This window comes from Bradyrhizobium sp. CCBAU 51753 (genome assembly GCF_015291565.1).
Classification (GTDB): Bacteria; Pseudomonadota; Alphaproteobacteria; order Rhizobiales; family Xanthobacteraceae; genus Bradyrhizobium; species Bradyrhizobium ivorense.
This window is the reverse complement of sequence record NZ_CP030037.1, coordinates 7829232-7845584: the sequence shown is the minus strand read 5'-3', so window position 1 is coordinate 7845584 and position 16353 is coordinate 7829232. Positions and strand designations below refer to the sequence as shown.

Sequence of the window (16353 nt, the reverse complement as noted above, 5' to 3'; positions counted from 1 at the left end):
ACGCGGCGCCACGATTGGGCTCTGCTCAAGATCATATCGCGATTTCAATGACATAAGAGTTCGCAGTTTTATTCTGGGTGGCGCGCCAAGCGACTTCAGTCGCCATTGTCCGGGTCGCACGAGCTCGCGGCGACACCAGCGTGATCCATCCTCGCTTCCTCGCTGCCCTTCGGCGGCCGACCTTGCCCTGTGTTCCAGCTTGCGGAATGATGACCGCCGCAGACTGGTGGCATCGGGGCACCGAATGTCCGATCTTGGCGAGGTCAGCCGAAAGCTCGTCGCCGTCTTCGCGGCAGACGTGGAGGGCTATAGCCGCCTGATGGGCACTGACGAGGTCGGTACGCTCAAACGGCTGACCGAACGGCGCGCGATCCTCGACCGGCTCATTGCGGACCACAGGGGTCGCATCGCGAACACGGCTGGCGACAGCGTCCTGGCGGAGTTCGGGAGTGCGGTCGACGCCGTGCTGTGCGCCGTTGCTGCGCAAACCGCCTTGGCCGAAGCTAACGCCGGCCTTGCTCCTGACCGCCACGTCAATTTTCGCATCGGTGTGCACATCGGTGACGTGATGGTGCGCGCCGGGGACCTGTTTGGCGACGGCGTCAACATTGCCGCGCGGTTGCAGACAATGGCGAAACCTGGAAGCGTCCTGATCTCGGGCGCGACGTACGATCAGGTGCGCAAGGTCCTGCCGATGACCTTTATCGACCTGGGTGTTCAACAGATGAGGAACATTCAGGAGCCGATCAGGGTCTATCAGGTGGTTGCGCCGGGTGACGCGCGAGAGACTGCTGCCACGCGTGTTGCCGACACTGACAGCCCGCCTCCGATGCCCGACAAGCCTTCCATCGCCGTTCTGCCGTTCGAGAACATGTCCGGTGATCCCGATCAGGAGTACTTTGCCGACGGAATGGTGGAGGAGATCATCACCGCGCTTTCGCGGTTCAAATGGCTGTTCGTCATCGCTCGCAACTCGAGCTTCACGTTCAAAGGCAAAGCCGTCGATGTAAAGGAGGTCGGACGCAGGCTCGGCGTGCGTTACGTTCTCGAGGGGTCTGTCCGCAAGGCGTCGGGGAAAGTTCGGATCACAGGGCAGTTGATTGATGCGGTCACGGGCGCGCATCTCTGGGCGAACAGGTTCGAGCGCGACCTGACCGACGTTTTCGCTCTTCAGGACGAAGTGACCGTCGCAGTCGTCTCCGCCATTCAGCCCAAATTGCTGCAAACCGAAATCGTGATGGCGGCGCGGCGGCGGCCGGAAAACCTCACCGCCTATGATCTGTTTCTCCGGGCCATGCAGCAGTTTTACCGATCGACCCGCGAAGGGTTGGCCGAGACGATGAGGCTGGCGCATCGCGCCCTGGAGTTGGACCCTCGGTTCGGCCTGGTCGCGGCGCTGGCAAGTGCCGCCCACATGCAAAACGTCGTTTGGGGCTATGCAGTCGATCCTCAATTCGACAAGAAGGAAGCAGTTCGGCTTGTTCGCCTGGCATTGAGCATCGACGATGATGATCCGGACACCATGGCGTTGGCTGCCCTGACCTCGGCGTTCATGGTCGGCGATAGTGAAAGTGAGATCGAAATGGCCGATCGGGCGGTCGCGCTCAACCCGAATTCATTTCGGGCATGGAGCTCGCGAGGTCACGTCTATCGAGTCGCGGGACTGCCGGAGGAAGCGGTCCGGAGCTTTGAACGTGCCATTCGTATGAGCCCGATCGATCCGCTGCTGCACCGGACGTTTACCGGGATGGGGTTTGCCTTTATCGAACTTCATCGCTTCGGCGAGGCCATCGTTGCAGGCAAGAAAGCCTTGCGTCAAAATCCCTCCTACTCGCTGGCTCACCGCTGTCTCGCGGCCGCCTTCGCCCTGCTCGGACGCGACGCTGAAGCGCGTGAGGCGGCGGCGCGTCTGCTTGAATTCGATCCCGCCTTCACGATAGGGGCATTCGTGGCTCGGGGCGGGCAGTCAAATTCGAAGCTGATGGTGGAGGGTCTTCGGAAAGCAGGGTTGCCCGAATGAGCCCGGCGTATCCCCTCGTCCCCCGTCAAGCAGGGAATTGCGCGCTCCGCGACCCATAACGCCTCGGCAATCCGGGGCGCCCCCGGCAACGGGCGCTTGACAACCTGTAGCTGCACGTCGCAGCCTCATATCGTTGTTCTGCGGGGGCGGACATGGGGGTTACGCGTCGACGTTTGCCGTCAATTGCATATTGTTCGAGATTTGTCGCAGCCGTATTGCCGGCTTTTGGGCGGATCGGATCCATTGCGGCTTCGACTTTTCCGCCAACGGTCCGCAACGCGCCACAGCGTAGACGACGCGGCAATGGCTGGAGGTCGCAATAGCCTCGAGCCTCCACAGATGAGGTTCGGCCGCAAAGCTGACCAGACCTTGTCGGCGCCGGCGTGTGCTACGCGGCAGCGTCGACCGACGCGATCACCGCCTGCATATCGGTCGCCAGCGCGCGATAATGCGCACCCAGCCGCAGGTAGAGTTCGCGTTTGCCGCCATCCAGCGCCCGGCCGGCGATCAGCTCGCACTCAGCAGCGAGGGTCTCAAATCGTTCCAGCTTGGCTTGGAGAAGAGGCATGGCGGGCGTCCCTGAACTGATACTAAAGGAGGGGGCGCAAACCATACTCGATATTGCGTTTCTGGCAACCGGGCAGGCTTGTTTCCATTTTCCAACCCTTGGGCCGCTATGTTGCGGTGCGGGAATTCGCAGCCGCAACATCGCGATCCATCGCGAGCCATTTTTCGATCTATTCGAAATCGTCGTCGGGCCGGCCTTCAGGCCGCCAACCGGTTCAAGACCAGCGCCGAAACACCAGGCTGGCGTTGACGCCGCCAAATCCAAAACCGTTCGAGATCGCGTGCTCGATTGCCATGCCCCGCGCAACGTTGGCCACCAGGTCGATGCCCTCGGCGGCCGGATCGGCATTGTCCAGATTGAGCGTCGGCGGCGCGACCTGGTCGCGCAGCGCGAGGATCGTGAAGATCGCCTCGATGCCGCCGGCCGCGCCGAGCAGATGTCCCGTCGCCGACTTGGTCGCGCTGACGGCGATGCCGCCCTCGCGCCCGAACACGCGCTTGATCGCCTCCAGTTCGCCGAGATCGCCGACCGGCGTCGAGGTCGAATGCGCGTTGAGATGCTGGATCTCGCCGGGCCGCAGGGCGGCCTGCTGCAGCGCCGCCTCCATCGCGCGGCGGGCGCCGTCGCCGTCGTCCGGGCCGGCGGTGATGTGATAGGCGTCCGCCGTCGTGCCGTAGCCGACGAGCTCGGCGATCGGCTTGGCGCCGCGCCGCAAGGCATGGTCGAGCTCCTCGATCACGACGACACCCGCGCCTTCGCCCATCACAAACCCGTCGCGGTCGCGGTCGAACGGCCGCGACGCGCGGGCCGGCGTGTCGTTGAAGGACGTCGAAAGCGCCCGCGCCGCCGCAAAGCCGCCGAGGCTCACCGGATCGATGCAGGCCTCCGCGCCGCCGCAGACCGCAACGTCGGCTTCGCCGGACCTGATCAGGCGCGCGCCATCGCCGATCGCCTGCACGCTGGCCGCGCAGGCAGTCACCGGCGCGCCGAGCGGGCCCTTGAAGCTGTATCGGATAGTGATGTGCCCGGCTGCGAGATTGGCGAGAAAGGACGGAATGGTGAAGGGCGACAGCCGCCGCACGCCGCTCTTCTCCGCGGTGCGCACGGCCTCCGCGATCGCCGGAAACCCGCCGATGCCGGATGCGATCACGGTCGCGGTGCGCGCCTGCTCGCGCGCCTCGGCCGGCATCCAGCCGGCCTGCGCCACGGCCTCGCTTGCTGCGAGCAGCGCGAACAGGATGAAGCGGTCCATCTTCTTGTGGTCCTTGCGCGGCGCCGCGGCATCGGGATCGAACCCGCCCTCGGCATCCCCGGCCTTGTCAGGCACCAAGCCGGCGACGCGCGCCGGCAGCGCCGTCGCCCAGTCGGGCAACGCGCCGAGCCCGGACCGCCCCGCCAGCAGCCGCGACCAGACCAGTTCGGTGCCACAGCCGAGCGGGGACACCGTCCCGAGGCCCGTCACAACAATTCGGCGCATGATGCTTCCTGTCGCGTCTTGACCGGCGTGGCCGGTGCTCGAAACGGTCAAGGTTTCGAGCCTGGTTCAATATATGATGATCGTCATCTATGACGCCGACCGGTCCGCCGTCAAGGCCGCGCGTCACGCGCTCGCCGGGTGTTCGACCGGCTGATCAATCTCGCGACCGGCAATTGCGGTAACGGTGCACGCAATTGAAGCCCGATGCCATGAGTTGCACCATCCTTGTCCCGCCTCGCCGGTATCATCAACCGGACTAGCCACACCGCGTCACCCAGCGCGGCGCTGGAAACTAGGGGTACTGTCACCGTAACGTGCGTCATGCGGCGGAATAATTCATGGGATATCCGGCACCACCCGTCGCCTTCCGTTTATCATCGGGGCGTTCGAATCAGTGGAGAGTGGCCATGGCGACCAATATCGCGCAGAAGCGGGCCCGGAAGGCGCAGCGGCGGAAGCAGGTGGTCGCGCAGAAGCGCCGGGCTGAGGAACTGGAAGCAAGCCTGCCCGCGCGCGTGCGGCGGGCTGCGGCCTGGCCCATTCAAGGCTGCCTCCTCACCGAAGCCCTGTTCGAAGGCGGCATCGGCACCTTGGTGCTTGCGCGCGGCGCTACGCCGCATCACGTCGCGTTGAGTTCTTACCTGCTCGACACGTTCTGTCTCGGCATCAAGGACGTGACATTCGAATTCGTGGAAGACGAATATTTCCAGTTCTACGTGAACACGATGAGTGCCATGTCCCCCATGATGTCGGTCGATCCGAGCTACGCGCGCAAGCTGCTGCGCGATCTGGCCGCCTGGTCGCGATCGATCGGCTTCGCGCCGCACCGGGACTTTGCGACCGTGGAGCGGATATTCGGCGATGTAAGCGTCGACGGCATCGACGCCGTCTTTCCCTTCGGCCGCGACGGCAAGCCGCTTTATATTCCCGGCCCCGTCATCCCGGAATTACGGTGACGAATGACGGCGATTGCGGCCCTCGCCAAAAAATGGTCGCGCAAACCGCAGGCAAGCGCGCCAAAGGCAGCTGACCCGCGGCTTGATCGGACTATGCTGCGTTGAGCCGGGATTTCTCCATGACACGCTTTTCAAGCGTGGCGATGGTGCCCTTGAGATTGCCGCGCCGCTCGTTCAGCGACCTCGCCAAAATCGGATACCTTGCGTCCGATCGATCGAAAATCCCCGTGCGCTGTTCCTCGGCCGCGATGTCGGCCTCGATCTGTTGGCAGGCCAGGACAAGGTCGGACAGCATCTTGCTGATCTTCGACTCGACAGTGGTGCTGCCGCGAACTGTTCCAAAACGACGATGCAAACTCATTTTGCGTGCTCCGCGTGTCTGAGTTCGGCACACCCGCAACCCGGCGCCGAACTGTTCACGCGCACATCGCAAATGGCCTGCCAGGCGCGCCTCCGCAAGAACACGGGGTGCCATTGCTTGCATCATGCTCGTCCCGCCTCGCCCGTGTCGTCCTCCTCGGCCGGCCGCACCGCGTCCCGATTGAAAGAGCGACACGGTTGACCCATAGGCGGCGTTGCCTTGCGCGGCGAATGATGGCGGCTCGAGCGGCTCAAAGGCCGCGAACCGTCGCGGCGGAAAAGAGCGGCAGGTGATTGCATCTCAGGGTGCGGTTCTCGCTTCGAGGACCAGGACCCAATCGCCCTCGCCGGATTTGTTGGCTCCTGAAGGCATGAACACCCTGTTCCCCTCATTGCCGAACGGGGAATCCTTCACGTCCACGTACTCGCCACTTGTGGGATCGTACCAGCGAGCTGTCGCTGTGCCCGCGAGCTTCGACATATCGACCGTGATCGCCCGGATCGTCGGCATGTAAACCAGCACCAGCGAGCCATCGGAGGTTCGGGCAGCCGTCGCGCAGGTATTGCTCGTGATGGATCCGACGCCCGAATATTGTCGGATGCCACCGAACACGCTCGACATAAGCGAGTCCGGGTCTTTGCTGACACCAGTCACGAATTTTCCGACCAGGCAGGAAAAGTGGTCATAACCGGCAGTCACCACTGTATGGGTTTGATCGGGCACCAGATCGTGCCATTTTCTCGAGGCGAAGAGGTTTTTCATGTAGCGTAGCTGGATCACACCTTGCGTATCCAGGTTCGCTTCCCATCCCCGCTCGAGCTTCCATGTGTGGGCGCTGCCATAGAGTTGTCCCGCGCCGCCGCTCAGCATCGTCCAATATTCCTGCCGCCGCAGGTTTTGCGCAGAGCCGCCCTCGGGATCGGGACCGACATTCTCGAACTCGTAATTCGCCTCCACCATGAAGATGGGCTTGAAGCTCGGTCGATTGTATTCGGTCAGAACCTGCGCGTAGGTCGGAAAGTACGTATATGCCGCATTGAGCTCGATCAGGGGCGCCCATGACGGGTCTTCCAGGGAACCGCTGGTCGCAGTGTTGAGCTCGACCGTATGGATGTGGATCGCATCCATGCTTCTGATCCCGCGCGCGACGGCCTGAACCAGATCGTCGTCGGCAGCATTTCGCCATGACTGGAAATCGTTGCCGTGCATCCAGATGATGTTGGCAACGTCCTTGTAGCGATTTCCGAGATACTGTCCGTACTCGAATGCTTTGGACGTGCCGTTTTTCCGGAGGACATCCAGCCAACTGATGGTCTCGATGGGATCCAGGAGTACGACCATGCCGTGGTCGGCCGCGATACGGAGCATATCGTCGATGCGCTGAAAGTACGCGGGATTTGGGGTCGTAATGTCGCCCGGAACAAGGAACGGCACAATTCCATCAAACGTCTTTGCCTCCTTGCAAATGCAAAGCAGATTGATCCAGAGCGTGTTGATGCCATAGCGTCGACGATTGGCCATGAATGCCGCAGCTTCTTCTTGCGACAAATTGGTGCTCAGGTATTGCGGAGAGTCTCCGACCATCAGGAACGGCGTGTTGTTCTGGTCGACGAGATAGCGGTTGTTGGCGCTTGCCTTGAGCGGATAGACGGGGCCGTCAGGAGATCCAGCTTTTCCGACGTCCGTCGGACCTTGTTGCGCCGGTGCACGAGCCGCCGGCGCGATGAATACGGCCGCCCCCAGGAGCGCTCCGGCTACCGAATGCGCAAAGCATTTCCGTGTCGCACTTGCAGAGCACCCGATCCAGAAAGACATCGCAGGTCTCGACGCTCAAGCCTACTGTTCTTCGGAACGTTTCGCAGATCTTATCACGTTGCTTCGGCGAAGAGCGGATATTGACGCCAACATCCTGATCCCAGGCGAGCGTAGCCCGGATGAGCGCAGCGACATCCGGGGATGGTCCGTCCCCGCATGTCACTGCGGCACAGCATGCCGGCGCCGCACATGCAGCCGTGCGGATCTTCCGTTCAGGCGAGATGCGGATGGTTCTCACAGACCCGGCCGAGGCCGTGGCAAACCGGGCAGTTCGGATCTACCGCTTGGGCCGTCGCGTCCGGGACGGCTTAGGTCCCCTCAAGAACTTGATGGCCTCGACAGCGATGGTGTTTTCATCGCCTGTCTTGCCTTCCACAAATTTCAGAACCCGCTGCCGGACCGAGTCCTCTTCCTGCGGGCTGAGCGTTACCATCATTCCATACGTGCGAACGACGCGCTCGACGATCATTTCCATTCAAGTCCTCCCTAAAAATCCACCCAACGTCGCGTAGGAACTTTTGTTCCTCTGAGCGGTTGGACGGCGAAAAGAGGAGGGACAGATGGATCTCACCAGATGTCCGCGCTGCGGGAAGCCACTCAAGGCCGTTATGGCTCTCGACCAGCGCACCGATCTTCGCTGCATAGCCTGTGATGGCATGAGCGAGGAGAACGATACGCCGGCGTGGGTGGAGAGTCCGCCGACCGGATCACTTCCGAACAAGCCCCTTGAACGAACGCGCTCGAAGTAAGCCTTCGGACGCGATGGCCCGGTATTCGATGTCGGCATAAAGCGCCGGCTCAACCTATGTTGCCTGCCGGGCATCTCGGTACGCTTCACACGCAGCTCACAAAAAGCCCGCCGCTGGAGGGGGACCAACGACGGGCAGTTTAGCCGTACTTCCAGAGTCGACAACGGTCGTGGACCTGACCCGTTCCTACGGGACATCGCCCTTCCTGATCGGCCCGACGCCGTAGGGCTTGTTCAGGAAGAACCCGCGGTTACCCAGCGCGGCTTCGGCGTATTGGTCGATGGCGACCTGAATCGCCTGGACGTGGAAGAAGCACCAGCCTTCCCTGGTCGAGAGCGCCCGCACCTCCGCCAGCGCCTTGATGAAGGGCGGCGGATCATCCCAGTCGGCGAACCATTGCGGCCGTTGCGTCACCAGGAGCGGCCTCCCAGCACCTTGCCCTTCGGCTTCGGCAGCGCGGCCTTCATCCGGTCGCGCTCGGCGCAGAGGGTGTCGATCTTGTCCAGCATCCGCTGCAGCAACTCTTCAGCCGAGCCGGTCGGGATGCCGGCCCGCTGCAGGGTCAGGATTTCCTTGCGCTGGCGGCCGACCTGCACGCGCATGCGCTCGATCTCCGAACGGAGATAGTCGAGTGTTGGCATGGTTCGCTCTGAATTGGCGGTGAGGCGCAATAAGAACGAATAGGGAACGATGAGTCAAGGCCGCAAATGAGGGGGAGGGCGATAGTATCGAGCGCGGGCCGTCAGTTCTCCTGCGCAGCCTCTCGCCTGTAGTCCTCGGCGGCCTTCTTCAAAGCCTTCTTGGTTTCCTCATCGGTGGCCTGGTCGGCGTGCCGCTCGGCGTTCTCCGCCTGCCTGAGTAGGTCTGCCTTGGTGCTCATGAGATTCTCCTGGACTAATAATTTGGTGGGCGCGTCACGGTTCCGGATTGCCGCAGGTAGCCATAAGTGGGGTTGCGCTCGTCAAGGTTGACTGACATTGAAATCGACGAACGCTTCGGGGGCAAAATGGATTCTCTGGATGCTTGGCTTCAACGTGCGGCGCAAGTCGCTTCCCGCTGGCGCGATGCTGGGCGCGTGGCCTCCGAACGCGTCGGTAGCTCAGTGGCAAGCGGCGTGAGCGCGACGGCCGCTGTTGCAGGCGAGGCATATACGGCCGCGCTTGACTGGAAGAACAACAGCGAATTCAGCAATTGGCTGATGAACCACCTGAGTACCCAACACGCGACCCTTGCTAGCAAGGCCATGGATGCCGAGTATCTCCGTACGCGCATCGGCGGCAGCTGGCACAGGCTCTATGATGGTGGCCACAGTCTTGCTGGTAGTTGGAAGGCCGTGAGTTCGTCCTTGCCCGACCTTGGGGCGTTGGAGCAACTCGGCGTCTGGGCGAATGAATACTGGAAAGACCTGATCACGACCCGCGGTATGCCGATCCTGATCCTCGATCATGCCGATCAAGTTAGCGAGTATTTCAAGCACCTCGATAGTGTAAATGTAGCTCAGCTTATCGGTGGCGACATCTGCGGCGTGTCAATCTACTGCAACTGGAACGACCCGGCCAAGCTGGTGGCATCGGCCGCGGCGGTCGAATGCAGCGGTATTGTCTATGCCAACGTTGTGGCGCCGCTGGTGAGTTTGATCGCTCTCGGGCGCGCTTACTTCCTGATTCGGAAATCTGAGCAGGATGATCTCCAAGGGTTAATTGAGCCAGCCCTGAAAGGCCTGACCCGGAACGGCGCTACTGTTCTGCTCATTACGGTTATTCCCGGAGGCTTCCTGCTTCACCTGAGCAGCGGCATCGTAATTAGCCTCGCCCATGGCTACGTCTGGGACAAGGGCACCGAGAATAGGGACGTCATTTTGGCAACGATGAAAGGTTGCCTCGGTAATTTGCAGAATGCCTTGCCGCAATTGCGGTGACAGTGCACCTAATTCCTCCTTGGCGATTTAACGCATTGTCACCGTAATCCCCTGACTAAGGTTCTAAGGTCTGCGACAAGAGCGTTCAGCCCGTCGTCGTTGTGAATGATTCGGATGGGTTGCGGGGTTGCGCGACCGATCAATTCGATCTTGATCTCGCGCATTCTGCGGCGCTCGGCTCCATCCTGAAACACCGTGGCTTGCTGAAGAGGCTGATCGCGTAGGAGCATTGCTAATGTTCCGACATCCGACGTGGTCACTTCGATGAACCGCGATTGTTCGTCCCATTCCTCAATCGCTAGCATGTGGTGATTCAGCCGCCCATAGATAACCAACCATAAGCCAGGGGGCATGTTTGGCTTTCGTGGCAATCCTCCTCCCATGCGACCAACTTGGGTGTGGCCGACGATATTGCGGAGCCCCTCATCTCGCGCCAGGATCTCTTTGGCGAAGCTGACTTGATCGGTAGTCGCGTAAAGAAACCGAGATGATCTCCGTACCTGCAATTCATTCACAAACCCAACTGCATCTACAGCAAGCGTGGTTGCTTCGCCGGTAACCATAGCGTTGTGAATAGCTGCGAAACGAGCGCGCATTTCTGACGGGAGCGCATGCGAAGGCTGAGCAAGGGCCTCGCGAATCTTAAGCTCAATGCTCGGACAGAAGAACGCCAGGCACAGCGTCGGTGAAAAAGGGTAGTAAATTTCAATGCCAGGCGAGCTGAGGCCAAGTTCTCCATAGGGAAAGGTGTTGAACATTGCCACGGGATTGTCCGAAGTCCAAAAACGCCGCTCTCCGCTGGCCTTTACGAGAACAAGCCGCTTGGTCGCGAGAGCCTCGCAGAGTCCGTCGCGTTCTGCCAACATTGCACGCGCTACCAAACGCGTAGCTTGATCTGTAGGCATGCTGAAATTCGATATGGTGGCCGGGTCTATTCCGGCGTCAGTCACTGCCTGTATGAAGCCTTCGGCCACCGCGAGCATCGAGGTGCGGGCAAGCTTTGTACGCACAATCTGGACAGCCGTGAGATCCGCCAAGTCATGACGGTCAGTAGGCCTAAAATTTGCCAAGCTTCGTTCGGTTGACAGGCGATCTAAAAGGACCGCCAGGCGGTCGTCGACGTCGTGAAACGCATCTTCGAAAGAAACCCGCTCACCATTGACCTCGACGGTATTGAACTGGTTCTCCGATCCTGCATCAAGGATGGCCGATGGCCATGCGCGACTGTTCGTCTTGTCGAAGACATAAACCTGCTTGCCGGCTCCTTCGATGCTGAACCTCTTCAGCACTGACCGTGGAACATAGTGATGCTTCTTAGATTCGGTTGCGACCATCTTTTGCTATTTGCGTTTATTTGCGCCCGGCATCGTCCTTAGACTGTATCACGGGACCATTTGGAGGCAGGCAGACTGGGATGCCGTATGCTCGCCAAGCTGAAAAGCAATTTAGGGAGGGGGCGTCGCGGCTAGTCGAAGTTCGGTGGCAAGCGATAGTCCTCGTTGGAACGTAGACCGAGGCGGATTGCCCAATTATGTGACGTACGTCACGTTAATGGAGATTAGACTCTGATTTTAGCACATTCGCTAGCACAGAAATATTTTTGCGGGCGCATCGCGTTCGGACAATCTCTGAGTTGCACATATAATTTGTGCCGCCGTCACCGCGATTAATCACTTCATCCCCTCCAGCATCCTCCGCGCTTTCCCCAGCAACTCCCATATCTCCCTCCGCTCCGCGATCGCCCCCCTCGTGTACAGCCCGTGCTTGCGCGCATTCCGGTTTCCCCTTGGCGCGCCGGAGCCCTCGGCGCCGCCGTGCATGCGGCAGCGCGCCTTGCCGTGCACCGCCGGCGCGCGGCAGGCGCCGCCGGAGCGGGTTTTGGCGCCGCAGCGCAAGCTCGCCAGCATCGGGCCGGTGTGTCTGACGTGATCGCTCACGCCTGCGCGTCGCGCTTGGCGTCGGCGGAATTGCGCCGTCGCCTGGCGCGCGCGGGCTTCGGTGCGCTCAGCGCCGTGGAGGCCGGGGGCTGGTCCGACACGATCACGTTCGCATGCTGGGTGACGTTGCCGACGATGGCGTTGCCGCCGTCGGCGACCGAGACGTTCTGCACGGTGATCACAGGCTCGCTTTGGCTGCGGTAGCGGCTCAGCGCCTCGAGCTGGGCGGGGAAGGTGCGGGCCAGCCGGCCGAGGGCGCGCGCGGCGCTGTCGTGCTGGGCGAGGTCGTTGGCATGCGCGAGGTGTTTTGCGCAGCGCATCGCCATCACATGCACCGACACCATCTGGGCCACCAGCATCGCCTCGACCGAATCCCGCGGGCGAATGCTCTTCACCATCGAGATCATGAAGGCGAGGTTGACCTTGTCCGCTCGCCCGCCGTTCACGCTGGCCTTGACCAATTGCCGCAAAATGCCGTCCATCGCGTCGCGATCGGCGACGCCCAGCGCGTTCAGCATCAGCGCTTCGCCGCGCTCCGGGTCGGGATGGTCGATGCTGACTCCATGCGGCGAGAGTTTTAGCCGCAGCACTGTGGGAGTCTGGCTCTGGCCGGGTGCGGCGGCCATCGCCGGCGCGGTGATGTCTGGTGCAGTCGTCATGTCGCGGGTTCCTGGAATGCGCGCGGCCGCACGCTGGCGATTGCTCGCTGCGGGAGCCGGCGCAATTTCGATTGTGGGGTGAAGGTATTCGGCCGCAATCGCCCGCGGTCGCGGGGCGACGGGCGCTTTGCACGGTTTCGGAATTTTGGAAAAATACCCCTGACTTGCCCGACGTGTCAAGCGTCATGTCGTCCCCCGGCCGCCGCCGGCTACTTTGCATGGGGTTGTTTTCGCCATAATGGGTGGCGCCCCTGCGACAGCGAGTTCCTGCGCGTGGCGCCTGCGTTTCCGGCAACCCTGAGGGCGGCGACAGCGCCGATTGGATCATTATACTGGTTCGGATGTTGCGACAGGGGCGGCCCGGCCGGTGGCCTGCGGATGAAGGAGACCAGATGAGCGATACGATTGGCCACCCCGATCCCGGCCTCGATTTGTCCGATGGGTTTAAGCCGCACACCTCGCATTGGGGCGTGTTCTCGGCGCGGCTCGGCCAGGCGGGTCTCGAGGTCAGGCCGTATGCCGCCGATCCCGATCCGAACCGCATCATCGACAATTTTCCCGGCGCGCTGCGTCACCAGGCCCGCATCGCCCAGCCGGCGATCCGCCGCGGCTGGCTCGAGCGCGGCCCCGGGCCCGACGACCGCCGCGGCCGCGACGAGTTCGTCTCTGTCAGCTGGGAGCAGGCGCTCGACCTGCTCGGCGGCGAGCTGACGCGGATCCGCGACAGCATCGGCCCGCAGGCGGTGTTCGGCGGCTCCTATGGCTGGTCAAGCGCCGGCCGCTTCCATCACGCGCAGAGCCAGGTGCACCGCTTCCTCAACATCGCGCTCGGCGGCTATGTGCGCTCGGTCAACACCTATTCCTCCGGCGCGTCCTCGGTGCTGCTGCCGCAGATTTTGGCCGGCTATGAGGAGATCACCAAGCGCAACGTCACCTGGGAGCAGATCGCTGAACAAACCGACATCGTGCTGGCGTTCGGCGGCATGGCGCTGAAGAACTCGATGGTGGCCGGCGGCTCGATCAGCAAGCATGTCGAGCGCGGCGCGATGGACGCTGCGCGCAAGCGCGGCTGCGAATTCGTGCTGGTCAGCCCGCTGCGCGACGATCTGCCCGTCGAGGCCGGCGCCGAATGGCTGACGGCAGTGCCCGGCACCGACACCGCGCTGATGCTCGGCATCGTCCACACGTTGGTCAGCGAAGGCCTGCACGACCAGGCGTTTCTCGATCGCTACACCGAGGGTTGGCCGGTGTTTTTGCGCTATCTCACCGGCGAAACCGATGGCCAGCCGAAGAGCGCCGAGTGGGCCGCCGCGATCTGCGGCATCGACACTGAGGCCATCCGCAAGCTCGCCCGCCGGCTCGCCGGGCGGCGCGCGCTGGTCACCGTGTCGCATTCGTTGCAGCGCGCCGAGCATGGCGAGCAGCCGGTGTGGATGGGCATGGTGCTGGCGGCGGCGCTCGGCCAGATCGGCCTGCCGGGCGGCGGCTACGCCTATTCGCTCGGCGCCATCGGCTATTACGGCCGCCGCGTCAACGCAGTGGCCGGGCCGACGCTCGCGCAGGGCCGCAACGGCGTCGCCGATTTCATTCCGGTGGCGCGCATCGCCGACATGCTGCTCAATCCCGGCACCCTCTATCGCTACAACGGCGAAACGCGGACCTATCCGGATATCCGCCTGGTCTATTGGGCCGGCGGCAATCCGTTCCACCACCACCAGGACATCAACCGCCTGCGCAAGGCGTTTGCGCGGCTCGATACCTTCGTGGTGCACGAACTGGCCTGGACCGCCACCGCGCGCCACGCCGACATCGTGCTGCCTTCGACCATGACGCTGGAGCGCGAGGACATCGGCTATTCCACCAACGATCCGCTGATGGTCGCGATGCACCGGATCGCCGAGCCGTTCGGCCTTGCGCGCGACGATTACGAGATCTTCGCCGATCTCGCCGAGCGGTTAGGGGCGCGCGAGCCCTTCACCGAAGGCCGCACCGCGCGCGAATGGCTGGCGCATCTCTATGAGCCGACCCGCAGATCGCTCGCCGCGCAGGGGCTGGAGGCGCCAAGCTTCGAGGAGTTCTGGGAGCGCGGCAGCCTGGTGGTGCCGCAGCAGCCCGACGATGGCGGCACGCTGCGCCGTTTTCGCGAGGATCCCGTCGCGCGGCCATTGACGACGCCGAGCGGGCGGATCGAGATTTTCTCGCAGAAGATCGCCGATCACGGCGATGCTGATTGTCCGGGCCATCCGGTCTGGCTCGACAAGACCGATATGCCAAAACCAGGCACGCCGTGCTTCCTGGTCGCCAACCAACCGGCGACGCGGCTGCACAGCCAGCTCGATTTCGGCGGCCACTCGCTTGCAGCAAAACATCGCGGCCGCGAGGTCGCGCGCATGAACCCGCGCGACGCCGAGCCGCGCGGTATCAAGGATGGCGACATCATCCGCCTGTTCAACGCCCGCGGCGCCTGCCTCGCCGCGGTGCATGTCACCGACGGCATCGCGCCCGGCGTCGTGCAGCTGCCGACCGGCGCCTGGTATGACCCGATGGATCCCGAGGAGGACGCGCCGCTCTGCGTGCACGGCAATCCCAACGTGCTGACCCGCGACATCGGCACCTCGTCCTTTGCGCAGGGCTGCACCGGCCAGCTCACGGTGGTCGAGGTCGAGCGTTTTAACGGCAATCTGCCGCCGATCCGCGCCTTCGATCCGGTGTAGCGGCCCGCTTGCGGCCGGATCACGAACAAATCATCGGCGGGCCGCTGGATGGTGCTGACGCGATCGGCTACGGCATCGCCAGATCATCCCTCGCGCTCGGACCTCGCAAGATGCACCTCAAAGCCCTGTTTCATATCGCCGTTGCCGCGAGCGTCACGCTCGGTGCGTCCCAAGCATTTGCGCAGTCGGCAAGCGAAGAACCGGCTTACGGACCGGAATTGCAGGACTTCGAATATCCCTATCCGGTCGCGCACTATCGCTTCAGCTCGCAGGGGCAGGAGCTCGACATGGCCTATCTCGACGTCAAGCCGGCGACGCCGAACGGGCAGACCGCGGTGCTGCTGCACGGCAAGAACTTTTGCGCGGCGACGTGGGACGGCAGCATCAAGGCGCTCAGCAGCGCCGGCTACCGCGTGATCGCGCTGGATCAGATCGGCTTCTGCAAGTCGAGCAAGCCGGAACGCTACCAGTTCACCTTCCAGCAGCTCGCCGGCAACAGCCGCGCGCTGCTGGCTTCGCTCGGGATCGAGCATTCGATCATGGTCGGCCACTCCACCGGCGGCATGCTGGCGATGCGCTACGCGCTGATGTATCCGGAGGCCACCGATCGCCTGGTGCTGGTCGATCCGATCGGGCTGGAGGACTGGAAGGCCAAGGGCGTGCCGTGGCTCAGCCTCGACGGCTGGATGCAGCGCGAGACCCGCGTCAGCGCCGACAGCATCCGCGCCTATGAGCGCGCCACCTACTATGCCGACACCTGGGAGCCGTCCTACGAGATATGGGTGCAGATGCTGGCCGGGATGTATCGCGGCCCGGGCCGCGCCGCCGTGGCGTCGAGCTCGGCGCGGCTCTACGACATGATCGCGACCCAGCCGGTGTTCTATGAATTCGAGCAGATCAAGCCGCCGACGCTGCTTCTGATCGGCGACAAGGACACCACCGCGATCGCCAAGGACACCGCGCCGCCCGAGATTCGCAAGACGCTCGGCAATTATCCAGTGCTGGGCAAGGAGGCCGCAAAGCGGATTCCGCACGCGCAGCTGATCGAATTCCCCGATCTCGGCCATTCGCCGCAGATCCAGGCGCCGACGCGCTTCCACGCGGCGCTGCTTGATTGGTTGCAGCACCCCGAGACCGGCAAGACGCTGGTCAAGTAGCCGCCAGCTGAGGCAGTGTTGG

16 protein-coding genes are annotated in these 16353 nt (G+C 62.8%); 5 read left to right on the top strand and 11 right to left on the bottom strand.

The window, feature by feature from the left end; genetic code table 11:
• Positions 1–244 precede the first annotated feature (244 nt).
• Positions 245–2020 (top strand): adenylate/guanylate cyclase domain-containing protein, encoded by a 1776-nt coding sequence (locus XH93_RS35860; RefSeq protein WP_194471091.1) that lies wholly within the window; start codon positions 245–247, stop codon positions 2018–2020.
• Positions 2021–2408: 388 nt separating this feature from the next.
• Here the strand turns inward: XH93_RS35860 and XH93_RS35855 are convergent, their stop codons facing one another.
• Together XH93_RS35855 and fabF are read right to left on the bottom strand one after the other, a co-directional pair.
• Complete coding sequence (locus XH93_RS35855) at positions 2409–2588, bottom strand: hypothetical protein (protein WP_139482212.1); 180 nt, start codon at positions 2586–2588, stop codon at positions 2409–2411.
• 214 nt (positions 2589–2802) lie between these two features.
• Positions 2803–4065, bottom strand: coding sequence for a beta-ketoacyl-ACP synthase II (gene fabF, locus XH93_RS35850; protein ID WP_194471090.1), 1263 nt, complete (start codon positions 4063–4065; stop codon positions 2803–2805).
• 407 nt (positions 4066–4472) lie between these two features.
• On the opposite strand from fabF, the gene XH93_RS35845 reads away from it, so the two are divergent.
• Positions 4473–5021 (top strand): hypothetical protein, encoded by a 549-nt coding sequence (locus tag XH93_RS35845; protein ID WP_194471089.1) that lies wholly within the window; start codon positions 4473–4475, stop codon positions 5019–5021.
• A 91-nt stretch (positions 5022–5112) separates the two neighbouring features.
• Here XH93_RS35845 and XH93_RS35840 read toward each other — a convergent pair whose 3' ends face one another.
• The 6 genes from XH93_RS35840 to XH93_RS35815 all read right to left on the bottom strand — a co-directional run bounded on the left by XH93_RS35840 (position 5113) and on the right by XH93_RS35815 (position 8826).
• Positions 5113–5505 (bottom strand): hypothetical protein, encoded by a 393-nt coding sequence (locus tag XH93_RS35840; RefSeq protein ID WP_246799382.1) that lies wholly within the window; start codon positions 5503–5505, stop codon positions 5113–5115.
• A 177-nt stretch (positions 5506–5682) separates the two neighbouring features.
• The gene (locus tag XH93_RS35835; RefSeq protein WP_194471088.1) at positions 5683–7197 is read right to left on the bottom strand and encodes a DUF4038 domain-containing protein; all 1515 of its coding nucleotides are present in this window, start codon (positions 7195–7197) and stop codon (positions 5683–5685) included.
• Between the two features lie 277 nt (positions 7198–7474).
• A complete protein-coding gene (locus XH93_RS35830) occupies positions 7475–7672 on the bottom strand; it encodes a hypothetical protein (protein ID WP_194471087.1) in 198 nt (65 codons plus the stop codon).
• Positions 7673–8132: 460 nt separating this feature from the next.
• Complete coding sequence (locus tag XH93_RS35825) at positions 8133–8363, bottom strand: hypothetical protein (RefSeq protein WP_194475455.1); 231 nt, start codon at positions 8361–8363, stop codon at positions 8133–8135.
• A complete protein-coding gene (locus tag XH93_RS35820) occupies positions 8357–8587 on the bottom strand; it encodes a hypothetical protein (protein WP_139482205.1) in 231 nt (76 codons plus the stop codon). Before XH93_RS35820 ends, XH93_RS35825 begins: the two co-directional genes overlap by 7 nt.
• Positions 8588–8688: 101 nt before the next feature.
• Complete coding sequence (locus tag XH93_RS35815) at positions 8689–8826, bottom strand: hypothetical protein (RefSeq protein WP_194471086.1); 138 nt, start codon at positions 8824–8826, stop codon at positions 8689–8691.
• Between the two features lie 87 nt (positions 8827–8913).
• Between XH93_RS35815 and XH93_RS35810 the strand changes: the two genes are divergently transcribed.
• Positions 8914–9864, top strand: a complete 951-nt coding sequence (locus XH93_RS35810; RefSeq protein ID WP_194471085.1) for a hypothetical protein — start codon at positions 8914–8916, stop codon at positions 9862–9864.
• A 38-nt stretch (positions 9865–9902) separates the two neighbouring features.
• Here XH93_RS35810 and XH93_RS35805 read toward each other — a convergent pair whose 3' ends face one another.
• From XH93_RS35805 to XH93_RS35795, 3 genes are all read right to left on the bottom strand, one after another.
• A complete protein-coding gene (locus tag XH93_RS35805; protein ID WP_194471084.1) occupies positions 9903–11198 on the bottom strand; it encodes a DUF4238 domain-containing protein in 1296 nt (431 codons plus the stop codon).
• A gap of 336 nt (positions 11199–11534) precedes the next feature.
• Entirely contained in the window at positions 11535–11801 is a 267-nt protein-coding gene (locus XH93_RS35800; RefSeq protein WP_246799381.1) for an HGGxSTG domain-containing protein, read from the bottom strand.
• The gene (locus tag XH93_RS35795; RefSeq protein WP_194471083.1) at positions 11798–12460 is read right to left on the bottom strand and encodes a hypothetical protein; all 663 of its coding nucleotides are present in this window, start codon (positions 12458–12460) and stop codon (positions 11798–11800) included. The genes XH93_RS35800 and XH93_RS35795 overlap by 4 nt, the downstream gene beginning before the upstream one ends.
• A gap of 392 nt (positions 12461–12852) precedes the next feature.
• Here XH93_RS35795 and XH93_RS35790 point away from each other — a divergent pair, with 392 nt between their 5' ends.
• Both XH93_RS35790 and XH93_RS35785 read left to right on the top strand, forming a co-directional pair.
• Positions 12853–15174 (top strand): molybdopterin guanine dinucleotide-containing S/N-oxide reductase, encoded by a 2322-nt coding sequence (locus XH93_RS35790; protein WP_194471082.1) that lies wholly within the window; start codon positions 12853–12855, stop codon positions 15172–15174.
• A 110-nt stretch (positions 15175–15284) separates the two neighbouring features.
• A complete protein-coding gene (locus XH93_RS35785) occupies positions 15285–16331 on the top strand; it encodes an alpha/beta fold hydrolase (protein WP_194471081.1) in 1047 nt (348 codons plus the stop codon).
• Positions 16332–16353 lie beyond the last annotated feature (22 nt).

Bases quoted from the DNA above. Each gene is read 5' to 3' on its own strand.
- XH93_RS35860 (WP_194471091.1), top strand. From the start codon at position 245: ATGTCCGATCTTGGCGAGGTCAGCCGAAAGCTCGTCGCCGTCTTCGCG.
- XH93_RS35855 (WP_139482212.1), bottom strand. From the start codon at position 2,588: ATGCCTCTTCTCCAAGCCAAGCTGGAACGATTTGAGACCCTCGCTGCT.
- fabF (WP_194471090.1), bottom strand. From the start codon at position 4,065: ATGCGCCGAATTGTTGTGACGGGCCTCGGGACGGTGTCCCCGCTCGGC.
- XH93_RS35845 (WP_194471089.1), top strand. From the start codon at position 4,473: ATGGCGACCAATATCGCGCAGAAGCGGGCCCGGAAGGCGCAGCGGCGG.
- XH93_RS35840 (WP_246799382.1), bottom strand. From the start codon at position 5,505: ATGCAAGCAATGGCACCCCGTGTTCTTGCGGAGGCGCGCCTGGCAGGC.
- XH93_RS35835 (WP_194471088.1), bottom strand. From the start codon at position 7,197: ATGTCTTTCTGGATCGGGTGCTCTGCAAGTGCGACACGGAAATGCTTT.
- XH93_RS35830 (WP_194471087.1), bottom strand. From the start codon at position 7,672: ATGGAAATGATCGTCGAGCGCGTCGTTCGCACGTATGGAATGATGGTA.
- XH93_RS35820 (WP_139482205.1), bottom strand. From the start codon at position 8,587: ATGCCAACACTCGACTATCTCCGTTCGGAGATCGAGCGCATGCGCGTG.
- XH93_RS35815 (WP_194471086.1), bottom strand. From the start codon at position 8,826: ATGAGCACCAAGGCAGACCTACTCAGGCAGGCGGAGAACGCCGAGCGG.
- XH93_RS35805 (WP_194471084.1), bottom strand. From the start codon at position 11,198: ATGGTCGCAACCGAATCTAAGAAGCATCACTATGTTCCACGGTCAGTG.
- XH93_RS35795 (WP_194471083.1), bottom strand. From the start codon at position 12,460: ATGACGACTGCACCAGACATCACCGCGCCGGCGATGGCCGCCGCACCC.
- XH93_RS35790 (WP_194471082.1), top strand. From the start codon at position 12,853: ATGAGCGATACGATTGGCCACCCCGATCCCGGCCTCGATTTGTCCGAT.
- XH93_RS35785 (WP_194471081.1), top strand. From the start codon at position 15,285: ATGCACCTCAAAGCCCTGTTTCATATCGCCGTTGCCGCGAGCGTCACG.